Source organism: Pseudoxanthomonas suwonensis (assembly GCF_000972865.1).
Classification (GTDB): Bacteria; Pseudomonadota; Gammaproteobacteria; order Xanthomonadales; family Xanthomonadaceae; genus Pseudoxanthomonas; species Pseudoxanthomonas suwonensis_B.
Window position 1 is genome coordinate 2,346,240 of sequence record NZ_CP011144.1, and the last position, 13,123, is coordinate 2,359,362.

General features: G+C 71.7%; 7 protein-coding genes and 1 pseudogene. 2 read left to right on the top strand and 6 right to left on the bottom strand.

All coding sequences use genetic code 11. From position 1 onward, the window contains the following. The first annotated feature begins 346 nt into the window (after positions 1-346). Positions 347-1,608, top strand: a pseudogene (locus WQ53_RS09700) (flavohemoglobin expression-modulating QEGLA motif protein). Between the two features lie 398 nt (positions 1,609-2,006). Here the strand turns inward: WQ53_RS09700 and WQ53_RS09705 are convergent. From WQ53_RS09705 to WQ53_RS09730, 6 genes are all read right to left on the bottom strand, one after another. After that, positions 2,007-4,439 carry a TonB-dependent receptor gene (locus tag WQ53_RS09705; RefSeq protein WP_052631975.1) on the bottom strand — a complete coding sequence of 811 codons (2,433 nt, stop codon included), beginning with the start codon at positions 4,437-4,439 and terminating at the stop codon, positions 2,007-2,009. A gap of 545 nt (positions 4,440-4,984) precedes the next feature. Further along, a complete protein-coding gene (locus WQ53_RS09710) occupies positions 4,985-5,380 on the bottom strand; it encodes a RidA family protein (protein ID WP_052631976.1) in 396 nt (131 codons plus the stop codon). A 26-nt stretch (positions 5,381-5,406) separates the two neighbouring features. Then, entirely contained in the window at positions 5,407-6,933 is a 1,527-nt protein-coding gene (locus WQ53_RS09715; protein ID WP_201774007.1) for an N-acyl-D-amino-acid deacylase family protein, read from the bottom strand. A gap of 1 nt (position 6,934) precedes the next feature. Next, positions 6,935-7,801 carry a MurR/RpiR family transcriptional regulator gene (locus tag WQ53_RS09720; protein ID WP_052631977.1) on the bottom strand — a complete coding sequence of 289 codons (867 nt, stop codon included), beginning with the start codon at positions 7,799-7,801 and terminating at the stop codon, positions 6,935-6,937. 16 nt (positions 7,802-7,817) lie between these two features. Beyond that, positions 7,818-9,173, bottom strand: a complete 1,356-nt coding sequence (locus WQ53_RS09725; protein WP_052631978.1) for a gluconate:H+ symporter — start codon at positions 9,171-9,173, stop codon at positions 7,818-7,820. A gap of 31 nt (positions 9,174-9,204) precedes the next feature. Further along, on the bottom strand, positions 9,205-10,485 hold the full coding sequence (locus tag WQ53_RS09730; protein WP_052631979.1) for an amino acid deaminase: 1,281 nt from the start codon (positions 10,483-10,485) through the stop codon (positions 9,205-9,207). A 257-nt stretch (positions 10,486-10,742) separates the two neighbouring features. Between WQ53_RS09730 and WQ53_RS09735 the strand changes: the two genes are divergently transcribed. After that, the gene (locus WQ53_RS09735) at positions 10,743-13,037 is read left to right on the top strand and encodes an NADP-dependent malic enzyme (RefSeq protein WP_052631980.1); all 2,295 of its coding nucleotides are present in this window, start codon (positions 10,743-10,745) and stop codon (positions 13,035-13,037) included. Positions 13,038-13,123 lie beyond the last annotated feature (86 nt).

A 13,123-nucleotide genomic window follows, 5' to 3' on the forward strand; every position in this document is an offset into this window, starting at 1 on the left:
GACGCCCGTGTCGCCGACTGAAGTCAGCTCCTACAGAAGAGCGGTCGGCCGCGGCTGTTGTAGGAGCCGGGTTCAGCCGGCGACCCGACGCCGTCGGCCCAGGCGACGCCCTCGTGATTCCGACGCCCCGTGTCGCCGACTGAAGTCAGCTCCTACAGAAAAGCGGTTGGCCGCGGCTGTTGTAGGAGCCGGGTTCAGCCGGCGACGCGACGCCGCTGGCCCAGGCGACGCCCTCGTGATTCCGACGCCCATGTCGCCGAGCAAGCTGTGCTCCTACAGAAGGGCGGGACCGGCGCATCGCGGCGGGGCGCATGCCCGCGCCGGCCGCCTGCGTTATCGTCGCGCGATGGACCCGGTGCCGCCCGACATCGCCCGCCACGCCGCGCTCGACGCGCGCCTGGTCAAGGCAGGTGCGCGGGATCAAGCTGCTGAGCCTGGCCAGCTGGCCGGCGTCGGGTGCAGGCGGATTTCCTCGAAGGCTGGCGGCGCGGGCAGCCGGCGTTGCCGGCGGTGTCCTACCCGAAGCTGGATTTCGCCGACTGAAGTCAGCTCGTCGAGCTAGCCGCGATCGCCGCCGAGGCCGACGCCACGCACCCGCTGGGTGCCTACCTGCGCGAATCGGCCGCCAGCTGGGACCGCGCCGCGCGCCTGCTCGAAGCGCTGGGCACCGCGCAGGCCTGCGCCGAGTCGGTGGCCCTGTTCGGCCGCCCGGACGAACCGCTGCCCGGCGACGGCCCGACCACCCGCGAGGCCGCGCGCCACTTCATCCAGATCGCCGGCGAACTGGACCACGAGCTGCTGGCGCCGCAGGAACAGGTGCCGGTCTCGGCCACTGCGCTGGCACTGCAGCTGCAGGGCGACCTGGACGACTTCTTCGCCGGCCGCGTGATCGAGATCCAGCTGGACCCGGCCCTGATCGCCAAAGCCGCCGCCGGCGCCACCCGCATCCGCCTGCGCGCCGGCGCCGCCTTCAGCGACTACGACCGCCGCCAGCTGTTCCACCACGAAGCGCTGGTGCATTCGCTGACCGCGCTCAACGGCCGCGCCCAGGCGCAGCTGCCGAGCCTGGGGCTGGCCTCGCCGCGGGTCACCACCACCCAGGAAGGCCTGGCCACCTTCGCCGAGCAGATCACCGGCAGCATCGACATCCAGCGGATGAAGCGGATCAGCCTGCGCATCGAGGCCATCGCCATGGCCTTGGAAGGCGCCGACTTCCTGCAGGTGTTCCGCTACTTCCTCCAGGCCGGGCAGAACGAGGCCGAGAGCTTCGCCTCCACCCAGCGCGTGTTCCGCGGCGTGCCGGTGGCCGGCGGCTTCGCCTTCACCAAGGACACGGTCTACCTGCGCGGCCTGATCGGCGTGCACACCTTCTTCCGCCGCGCGCTGGCGCAGGACCGGCTGCGCCTGTGCCGCTGGCTGTTCGCCGGCAAGATGACCCTGGAGGACGTGGTCCGCTTCGAGCCGCTGTTCGCCGACGGCACCCTGGCGCCGCCGCGCTGGCTGCCGCCGTGGATCGAGCGCGCCAGCGGCCTGGCCGGGATGCTGGCGTTCTCGCTGTTCGCGAACCGGATCCGGATGGACCGGATCGACGACTGCCCGCTGGATTGAGCGTGTGGGCGGTTTCCCGGCGGCGATTGCTTCCGGGAAACCGGATCGTCCCGCCGTTGGAGTGCGACGGGATCGGCACTCGATACGGCGAACCACTTCGGCTTTTGCAGGAGCACAGCTTGCTGGCGCCCCGGGCGTCGGACTCCGAGGGCGTCGCCTGTGCCCATGGCGTCGGGTCGCCGGCTGAACCCGGCTCCTACAACAGCTACGGCGCGGCCGCTCTTTTGTAGGAGCTGACTTCAGTCGGCGACACGGGCGTCGGAAGCACGAGGGCGTCGCCTGTGCCGACGACGTCGCATCGCGGGCAAGCCCGGCTCCTACAAGAACGCGCCGGCGGATGCTCGCTGAAGCAGTGCCGGAACACCGCGTCACCCGGTGCCGGCACGTCGCCCCGGGCCTCAGCGGAAGTCGCAGCGCAGGGTCAGCCCGAGCGTACGCGGCGCGCCGGCCGCGGCGGTGTAGGTGCCCAGCAGCTGACCGCCGCTGAGATAGTGGCGCCGGTCCAGCGCATTGCGCGCCCAAAGCGAGACGTCCCACTGGTACGCGCCGCGGTCGACGCGCCAGCCGGCGACCAGGTCCAGGAGGCCGTAGGCCGGCAGCAGGTTGTGGCGCGAGTTGTCGAGGCTGCCGTACACCTCGCTGCGCCAGGACGCGACCGCCGAGACGTAAGGCTCGACGCCGTCGCGCCGCCAGCGGTAGTCGCCGCTGGCGTTGAGCGTCCAGCGCGGCGCGCCGTTGAGCGGCCGGCCGCCCAGGTCGCAGCCGCCGGACGGGCCGGGCGGCGTCTCCACCGCGCACGGCGCGTTGGCGAAGCTGCGGTAACGCGCGTCGGTGTAGGCGCCGTTGAAGGCCACCGTCAGCCCGTCGGCCGGCACCGCACGCAGGTCCCACTCGATGCCGCGGCTCTCCACCCCGGCGACGTTGGTCAGCAGGAAGGCCACCGTGGTCACGCCGGTGGCCGGATTGGTGTACGGCACGATCGCGTTGGCCTGGTAGTCCTGCAGCCGGGTCAGGAACAGGTTGAGGTCCAGTTGCAGGCGCCGGTCCCACAGGGTGTTCTTGAGGCCGATCTCCAGGGTGTCGGCGGTTTCCGGCGCCACCAGCAGCGATTGCCGGGCCTGCGCCAGCGGCAGGGCGATGGTCTGCGCGGTGGGCGCGTTGAGGTTGATCGCACCGGACTTCTCGCCGTGCGCCAGGCTGGCGTAGCCGAGGATGCCGTCGCCGAACCGGTAGTCGATGCCGAGCAGCGCCGACGGGCTGGTGTCGGCGAAGCCGAACCCGCCCGAGTCCCAGGCGCCGACCTGGCTGTCGCGCACGGCCCGCAGCGCGGCGGCCAGCGCCGGCGGCAGCCCGGCGAAATCGCTGCCGCCCTGCGGCGGCTGGCGGACGATGCGCGCCTGCTTGTCCTCGTGGGTGATGCGCAGCCCGGCGGTCACGCCCAGGCGCTCGCCCAGACGCCAGTTGCCCTGGCCGAACAGCGCGGCGCTGCGCGTGCGCAGCCGGCCGTGGGTGGTGCTGTGCACGTCATCGAGCACGCCGCGCAGGCTGCCGGCCACCGGGCCGACCAGCGCCGCGTCGGCGTACGGACCGAACGCGCTGACGTAGGTGTTGCGCGTGTCCTGGTCGAGCAGGAACACGCCGGCGACATAGTCCAGCCGCCTACCCGTCGGCGAGGCCACGCGCAGTTCCTGCGAGGCCTGGCGGTAGTCCACGTCGTAGCCGGCGTGGTCGACGATCGGATACGGGCTCAGGTCCACGTCGTTGCGCGGCGCATAGTCCCAGAACCGCCAGGCGCTGACCGAGGTCAGCCGGTGGCCTCCGTCCAGGTCGTAGTTGGCCTCGGCCGAGGCGCCTCCCTGTTCGACCCGCATCGCCAGGCGGCCGTCGATGTCGACGCTGTAGTCGCCGGCGCCGGGCGCGGGCAGGAACGGGCGGTACAGCGGCGAGGCCGCGCCGATGTCGTAGAGCAGGGTCGCGCCCTGGGTGTCGTCCTGGCGGTTGTAGTCGGCGATCACGCGCACCTCCAAGGCCTCGCGCGGACGGAACAGCAGCTGCCCGCGCACGCCGTGGCGGCCGATGCCGTTGAGGTCGGCGCCGTCGTGCAGGTTGCGTATCCAGCCGTCGTCGCGGGTCGCGTAGGCGGACAGGCGGCCGGCCACCGTCTCCCCCAGCCGGTCCGATACGGTGGCGCGGACCTGGCCATAGCCGCGCGTGCCCGCCGAGAGCGAGACGCCGTGCTCGGGCGCGAACGCGGGCTGCCGGCTGCCGATGTTCAGCACGCCGGCGGTGGCGTTCTTGCCGAACAGGGTGCCCTGCGGGCCGCGCAGCAGTTCGACCTGCTCGATGTCGAGCAGGTCGAACACGACCATGCCCGGGCGGCCCAGGTAGACGTTGTCCAGGACCAGGCCGACGCTGCCTTCCAGGCCGTCGTTGGCCGGGTTGTTGCCGATGCCGCGCACCGCCACGCTGGACTGGCGCGGGTTCCAGAACGCGACGCTGGTGCCGGGCAGCAGCCGTTGCAGGTCCTGGACCTGGTAGATGCCATTGCGCTCCATGTCGCTGCCGGCGACCACGGTGATCGCGGCCGGCACGTCCTGCACCGGCTCGGTCCGGCGCCGCGCGGTGACCTGCACGGCGTCCAGTTCGGTCGCCGCGACGGGCGCGCGCTCGGGCTCGGCCGCCGCGGCCTGCGCGTCGCGGGCCGCGGCGGTCTCCTGCAGCGCCAGGCAGCCGCCCAGGGCCAGGACGAATGCGCGGGGCAGGCTGCAAGCGGGGGCAAAGCCCGCGCGGGGGCGGTGCCTGGATCGACGGTTCGCGTCCTTTGCGGTCATCGGGCAGCCTGGGAGGAAGGGGGAACTTCCTGGGCCGGCACGCCACTTCGTGCGGCGGCCGGCTGCTGCGCATGGTCGCAGATTGCAACTTTCCGGACACGCCAGGCCGCTCGCGGGCTGAAGCCGGCTCCTGCGAATGCCAGGGCGCAGCGGCTCTCCCGTGTAGGAGCGGGCATGACCGCGACCCGGGCGTCGGAACCACGGGGGCGTCGCCTGTGCCTGCGGCGCCGGGTCGCCGGCTGAACCCGGCTCCTACAAAAAGGCAGCGGCGCAGCGGCTCCCCTGTGTAGGAGCGGGCATGACCGCGACCCGGGCGTCGGAACCACGGGGGCGTCGCCTGTGCCTGCGGCGTCGCGTCGCCGGCTGAACCCGGCTCCTACAAAAAGGCAGCGGCGCAGCGGCTCTCCGGTGTAGGAGCGGGCATGACCGCGACCCGGGCGTCGGAACCACGGGGGCGTCGCCTGTGCCTGCGGCGTCGCGTTGCCGACTGAAGTCGGCTCCTACATGAAGAGCGGCCACTCGGGGTTCCGATACCGGGCCGTTGTTCAGGGCGCCGGCCGCTTGTAGGCCACGCAGTCCACCTCGACCTTGCAGTCCACCACCATCCGCGACTCCACGCAGGCGCGCGCCGGCGGATGCTCGCCGAAGTAATGCTTGAACACCGCGTTGAACGCGTAGAAGTCGCGCGCGTCGTCCAGCCACACGCCGCAGCGCACGACGTGCTCGGGGCCGTAGCCGGCCTCGGCCAGGATCGCCAGCACGTTGCCGATCACCACGTGCGCCTGCTCGGTGACGTTGCCGGCGACCAGTTCGCCGTCGCGCATCGGCACCTGGCCGGAGACGTACAGCCAGCCGTCGGCCTCGACCGCGCGCGAGAACGGCATGTGCTGCCGGCCCTGGCCGACGCCGCCCTCGGCGCCGTAACGCTTGATGTCGCTCATGTCTTTGCTCCGTGGAACGTAGGAAATCAGTGCGGTGCGAGGAAGCGGCCGTGGCGTTCGCCGGCCACCTCGCGCCCGTCGTAGGCCAGCCGGCCGTTGACCCAGACCGCGTAGATGCCCGCGGCCGGCCGCACCGGGTCGTGGAAGTCGGCCACGTCGCGCACCGTGGCCGGGTCGAACAGGACCAGGTCGGCGCAGGCGCCCTCGCGGATCAGGCCGCGGTCGCGCAGGCCGAAGCGCGCGGCCGGCAGCCCGGTCATCTTGTGCACGGCGGTGTGCAGCGGGAACAGCTTTTCGTCGCGTGCGTAGTGGCCGAGCACGCGCGGGAAGGTCCCCCATAGCCGCGGATGCGGGCGCGGGTCGCGCGGCAGGCCGTCGGAACCGACCATGGTCAGCGGGTGCGACAGGATCCGGCGCACGTCGGCCTCGTCCATGCAGTGGTAGACCGCGCCGGCCGGCTGCAGCCGGCGCGCGGCGCCGAGCAGGGTGGTGCGCCAGTCGGCGGCGATCTCGGCCAGCAGGCGGCCGCCCTGGTCCGGATGCGGTTCGGACCAGGTGACCAGGATGTCGTAGGCGTCTGTGACCTGCTTCAGGTCCAGGGTCGAGGAGCTGGCCGCGTACGGATAGCAGTCGCAGGCCACATCGTGGCCGTGCGCGCCGCGCTCCAGTGCGGCCAGTACCTCGCGGCTGCGGCCCCAGTTGTCGGCGCCGGCGCACTTGAGATGCGAGACCCGCACCGGCGCGCCGCTGTGGCGGCCCACGGCGAAGGCCTCGTCCAGCGCCGGCACGATCCGCGCGAACTCGTCGCGCAGGTGGGTGGCGTAGGCGTGGCGGTGGCTATCCAGTTCCTCGGACAGCGCCAGCACTTCGCGCTCCGGCGCCTGGAACGCCGAGGCGTAGGCCAGGCCGGTGCTCAGGCCCAGCGCGCCGGCGTCCAGGCTCTCGCGCAGCTGCGCGCGCATCGCGGCGATCTCCGCGTCGCTGGCGGCGCGGTCGACGCGGTCCAGGTGGTTCTGGCGCAGCGCGGTGTGGCCGACCAGCGCGGCCACGTTCACCGCCGGCCGCGCCGCTTCCACCGCGGCGCGGTAGTCGGCAAAGCGCGGGTAGGCGAATTCTTCGTCAGCGCCGAGCAGGTTCATCGGATCGGGCACGGCATCGCCGGCGGGGCCGTGGCGCGGCACCACCGGGCTGGCACTGATCCCGCAGTTGCCGACCACCACCGTGGTCACGCCCTGGCTGAGCTTGGCCGGCATCGCCGGGTGGCGGATCACTTCCAGGTCGTCGTGGGTGTGCACGTCGATGAAGCCGGGCGCCAGCGCCAGGCCCGCGCCCTCGACGATGCGCGCGGCGGCGCCCGCCAGCGCGCCGGGCGCGGCGACTGCGACCACGCGGCCGTCGCGCACCGCCACGTCGCCGTGCACGCCCGGCGCGTCGCGGCCGTCGAGGACCAGCACGTCGCGGATGAGCAGGTCGAACGCCGGCAGGTCGCCGGCAGGTTGGCGGGAAGCGGACCGGGTCGCGCCACGGGGATTGCGGGAAGCGGAGCCGTTCACGTCAGTCTCCCAGCGGCAGGCGCTCGTCGTCGCCGCCGCGCCAGGTGTCCAGGGCCAGCTTGATCCGGCGCAGCCGCTCGCGGTTGCCGGCCGGGTCGAGCAGGGCCACGGTGGTGGCCAGCACGTCGATCGCCAGCAGCGTCGCGTAGCGCGAGGCCGAGGGCTTGAACACGAAGTCGGTCTCTTCCAGCGCTAGTGGCAGCAGCCACTGCGCGCGCGCGGCCAGCGGCGTGCCGTCGCGGGTGATCGCGGCCAGCCGCGCGCCGTAGCCGGCGGCGATCGCCAGTGCGTCGAGCAGCTCCGGGTTGCGCCCGCTCACCGACAGCGCCAGCACCACGTCCCCCGGTTCCAGGGTGGCGGCGAGCATGCGCATCGCCACCGCATCGCTGCACGCGGCCGCCGGCAGGCCGAGCCGGGTCAGCCGGTGCTGCAGCTCCTGCGCGAACACCGCCGAGCTGCCGCCCATGCCGAACACGTGCACGCGCCGCGCGCCGGCCAGCGCCTCTGCCAGCCCGCGCACCACCTGTTCCGACAGCCCGGCCAGGTTGCGGCGCAGGACGCCCTCGATGTCGCTGCCGATCTGCGCGTGCAGCGCCGGCAGCGGCGGCGCGTCCGCATCGTCCAGGAAGCGGCGGCCGACCGCGCCGGCCTCGGCCAGCCGCGCGCGCAGCTCGCGCACATGCGCGCAGCCCAGCGCCTTGGCGAAGCGCGACACCGCCGCCACGCTCACGCCCGCGCGCTGCGCCAGCTCGCCCACGCCGGACTGCGCCGCGGCCGGGATGTCGGCCAGGATCGTCTCGGCGATGCGCCGCTCCACCGGGCTGAACCCGTCCAGGCGCTGGCGCAGCTGGTAGACCAGGTCGTGCATGTTCAGTCCTGCCTGTTCAGAGCAGCATCGCCAGCGCCGCGGTGAATGCCAGCGCGATGATCGAGATCAGCGTCTCCAGCACCGTCCAGGTCTTGAACGTCTGCGCCACCGACATGTTGAAGTACTCCTTGATCAGCCAGAACCCGCCGTCGTTGACGTGCGACAGGATCAGCGAGCCGGCGCCGGTGGCCAGCACCAGCAGTTCCGGGTGCGGATAGCCGGCGGCCAGCGCGATCGGCGCGACGATTCCGGCGGCGGTGCTCATCGCCACCGTGGCCGAGCCGGTCGCGATCCGCATCAGCGCGGCCACGGTCCAGCCCATCATCAGCGGCGACAGCTCGAAGCGCTGCGACAGCGCGGTGATCTCGGCGGCCACGCCGGTCTTGACCAGGATCCCGTTGAGGCCGCCACCGGCGCCGACCAGCAGGGTGATCGCCGCGGTCGGCGCCAGGCACTCGGTCGAGAACTTGAGGATCTGCTCGCGGTTGAAGCCGCGCATCAGGCCCAGGGTGACGAAGCTCAGCAGGGTGGCCAGCAGCAACGCCACCACCGAGTTGCCGAGGAAGCGCAGCCACTCGTTGGCCTGGGTGCCCGGCGTGGCCAGCACGTCGGCCCAGCCGCCCAGCAGCATCAGGCCCACCGGCAGCAGCAGGGTGGCCACGGTGATGCCGAAGCCGGGCAGCTGCTCGTCCGGCACGCGGCCATGGCCCTCGTCCAGCAACGCCGCTTCCATCGGGTTGTGCGCCGGCAGCTGCACCCGCGGCGCGACGAATTTCGCGAACACCGGCCCGGCCAGTGCCGCGGTCGGCAGGCCGACAATCAGCGCGTAGAACACGGTCTGGCCGACGTCGGCCTGGTACTCCTTCACCGCCAGCATCGCTGCCGGATGCGGCGGCACCAGCCCGTGCACCACCGACAGGCCGGCGACCATCGGCAGGCCGACCAGCAACAGCGGCACGCCGGTGCGGCGGGCGACGTTGAACACGATCGGCACCAGCAGCACGAAGCCGACCTCGAAGAAGATCGGCAGGCCGATGCCGAACGCCACCAGCATCATCGCCCAGTGCACGTTCCTCGGGCCGAACCAGCCGATCAGCGTGCGCGCGATGCGCTCGGCGCCGCCGGACTCGGCCATCATCTTGCCCAGCATGGTGCCCAGCGCCACGATCAGGGCGATGTGGCCCAGGGTGCGGCCCACGCCCTGCTCGTAGGCGGCGACGATCTCGCCGGCCGGCATGCCCGCCGCCAGCGCCAGGCCCAGCGAGACCAGGGTCAAGGTGATGAACGGGTTGAGCCGGTAGCGCGCGATCAGCACGATCAGCGCGCAGATCGCGATCGCGGCGTAGAGCAGCAGCAGGCTTCCGGAAGTCATGCGCGGCGTCGGTCCGGTGGAAGAGAGAGGGTCAGAAGTACGTGCGCACGACGCCGGTCACCCGCCAGGCGTCGTCCACGCGTAGCAGGTGCCGCCACTTGTCGAAGGTCAGGCACGGGTGGCAGATGTCGAAGCACAGCAGGTCGCCGACCCGCAGGTCGTCGTCGTCGGCCAGTTCCAGGAACGCGTGCTGGTCCATGATCGCGGCCAGCCGCCAGTGCGCGGGTGCGGGCTGCGGCGCCGCGTCGCCTTCGCGGTAGCGCAGCACCGGCAGCGGCAGGCCGGCGTCGAACGCCGCGTCGCGCTTGCCCAGGCCGACGATGGCCCGGCCCGGCTCGGGCCGCGACTGCACGCAGGCCCACAGCTGCAGCGCCGGGCGCAGGCCTTCGGCCAGCTGCCGCGCCACCGGATTGGAGGCATGGATGCGCGCGTCGGCCTCGCGGTAGGCGCCGGCGTCGTGGGTCAGGTAGCAGCCCGGGCGCAGCAGCACGCGCACGCCCGGATCGCGCGCCACCTCGGCGAACTCCTCGGCGACCACGTCGTACCAGGCCGAGCCGGCGCCGGACAGCAGCGCCCGCGGCTCGGCGAAGGCGCCTTCCACGCGCAGCGCCTGCAAGGTGGCGAGCGTGCGGCGGAGCAGGGCGCGGATCCCGGCTTCGTCCTTGAGCACGCCCTCGTAGGTTTCCACCCCGACCAGCGCCAGCGACTGCGGCCACTGGGCGATCGCATCGACCACCTCGCGCACCTGTGCCTCGTCGCGCACCCCGGTGCGGCCGCCGGCCACACCGATCTCCAGCAGCAACCGCAGGCGCCGGCCCTGCGCGGCGAAGAACGCGCCCAGCGCCTGCGCATTGGCTGCCGAGTCGACCAGGCAGCAGAACTCGAAGTCCGGGTCAGCCAGCAGCCCCGAGACAATAGCCATGTTGGCGCGGTCGACCAGCTGGTTGGCCACCAGTACCCGGCGCAGCCCATGCCGGTACGCGTCGCGCACCTGCGGCGCGGTCGCCAGGGTGATGCCCCAGGCCCCGGCGTCGAGCTGCATCGCGAACAGCTCCGGGCTCATCGTGGTCTTGCCGTGCGGGGCCAGTTCGACCCCGTAGGCGTCCATGAACCGGCGCATCCAGGCAAGGTTGTGCTGCAGCGCCGAGTCGCGCAGCACCGCCACCGGCAGGCTGACCTCGCCCTCGAGGATGCGCCAGCCGGCCGCGTCCGCCTCGAGGGGTTCGCTGCCGGCCGCGCCGGCGCCCAGTCCCTTGCCGATGAGCCGGGTGGCGGAAGATTGAAATAAATTATCGTTATGGGTCAGAGGCATGCAGGAGTTCCCGGCACGATCAGCCAAATGCCTATGTACCACAGCCGCAAAGCGGGTGGAAAAGATTTTCATGGAAGCCGGCGGGCGAGGTTCGCCGCCAATGTGCCCCAGGTGGGCGCCGCGCCGGCCTGCGACCGGTGTCAGGCCCCTGGTCCACCGCTTTGTGCCCGTTCCGTCAGCCGGTGCGGGGCCTGGGGCCGGGACCCGGCTGCGGCCAGCCGCGTAGAATCCCGTGCCTGCCCATCGCCGTGACGGACATGTCCGAACAAGAAGACTTCAAGCAGGCCGCCCTCGACTACCACCGTCACCCGCGCCCCGGAAAGATCAAGGTCGCCCCGACCAAGGCGATGCTCACCCAGCGCGACCTGGCCTTGGCCTACAGCCCCGGCGTGGCGTATGCCTGCGAGGCGATCGTCGCCGACCCGAAGCAGGCCAGCGAACTGACCGCCCGCGGCAACCTGGTCGCCGTGGTCAGCAATGGCACCGCGGTGCTGGGCCTGGGCAACATCGGCCCGCTGGCTGGTAAACCAGTAATGGAAGGCAAGGGCGTGCTGTTCAAGAAGTTCGCCGGCATCGACGTGTTCGACATCGAGATCGACGAGAACGACCCGGAGAAGCTGGTCGACATCATCGCCAGCCTCGAGCCGACTTTCGGCGGCATCAACCTGGAGGACATCAAGGCGCCGGAGTGCTTCATCGTCGAGCGCAAGCTGCGCGAGCGGATGAACATCCCGGTGTTCCACGACGACCAGCACGGCACCGCGATCATCGTCGGCGCCGCGGTGGTCAACGCCCTGCACGTGGTCGGCAAGGACATCGGCCAGGTGAAGCTGGCCACCACCGGCATGGGCGCCGCGGGTGTCTCCTGCGTGGACATGCTGGTCTCGCTGGGCCTGAAGCCGGAGAACATCACCGCCTTCGACCGCAGCGGCGTGATCCACAGCGGCCGCACCGACCTGGACCCGGACAAGCGCCGCTACGCCCGCGACACCGACGCGCGCACGCTGGAGGAGATCGTCAAGGGCGCCGACATCTTCCTCGGCCTGTCCGCCGGCGGCGTGCTCAAGGCCGAGATGGTCGCCACGATGGCGGACAACCCGATCATCCTGGCCCTGGCCAACCCGTACCCGGAGATCCTGCCGGAGGACGCCAAGGCCGTGCGCCCGGACGCGATCATCGCCACCGGCCGCTCGGACTATCCCAACCAGGTCAACAACGCGCTCTGCTTCCCGTACCTGTTCCGCGGCGCGCTGGACGTGGGCGCCACCGGCATCAACGAGGCGATGAAGGTCGCCTGCGTGCACGCCATCGCCGCCCTGGCAAGGCGCGAGGCTTCCGACCTGGGCGCCGCCTACGGCGACGACATCCCCAGCTTCGGCCGCGACTACCTGATCCCGCGCCCGTTCGACCCCCGCCTGCTGGTCGAACTGTCCTCGGCGGTGGCCCAGGCGGCGATGGTATCGGGCATTGCCGAACGCCCGATCGAGGACCTGCGCGCCTACCGCGAGAAGCTGGGCCAGTTCGTCTACCGCACCAGCCTGATGATGAAGCCGGTGTACGACCGCGCCCGTGCCGACCGCAAGCGCGTGGCCTACGCCGAGGGCGAGGACGAGGTGGTGCTGCGCGCGGTGCAGACCGTGATCGACGAGGGCGTGGCCTTCCCGATCCTGATCGGCCGCCCGGAGGTGATCGAGACCCGGATCAAGCGCCTGGGCCTGCGCATGAAGGCCGGCGAGGACTTCGAGGTCACCAACCAGGACGACGACCCGCGCTTCGCCGAGTACTGGCAGCACTACCACGCCATCACCGAGCGCCGCGGCGTCACCGTGGCCGCGGCCAAGAACCTGATGCGTTCGCGCCCGACCCTGATCGGCGCGGTGATGGTCGCCCGCGGCGAGGCCGACGCCCTGCTCACCGGCGTGGTCGGCCGCTTCCACAAGAAGCTCGGCTACGTGCGCAGCGTGATTGGCCTGGATCCGGGCGTGCAGTCCACCGCCGCCATGACCGGCGTGATCAACAACCAGGGCGTGTGGTTCTTCCTGGACACCCACGTCCAGGACGACCCCACCGCCGAGCAGATCGCCGAGGCCACCCTGCAGGCGTCCTACCGCCTGAAGCTGTTCGGCATCGAGCCGCGCATCGCCCTGCTGTCGCATTCCAACTTCGGCAGCCACGAGACCCCCGGCGCGCTGAAGATGCGCCGGGTGCGCGAACTGCTGCTCAAGCGCGTGCCCAAGCTCAACGTCGACGGCGAGATGCAGGGCGACACCGCCTGGGACGAGCTGCTGCGGCACAAGATCATGCCCAACAGTACCCTCAAGGGCCGCGCCAACCTGTTCGTGCTGCCCAACCTGGACGCGGCCAACATCGCCTACAACATGGTCCGCGTGGTCACCGAGGGCGTGGCCATCGGCCCGATCCTGATGGGCATCAGCAAGCCGGTGCACATCCTGACCACCAGCGCGACGCCGCGGCGGGTGCTGAACATGACCGCCATCGCGGCGGTGGATGCGCAGATCCGGCAGCAGCTGGAGGAAGAGCGGAAGGGGTGAGGTCGATTCGAACTGGTGCGCCAAGGAGGCTCCAAACAGTTCAACGTCCTGCTCGTCATTCCCGCGAAGGCGGGGATCCAGTGTCT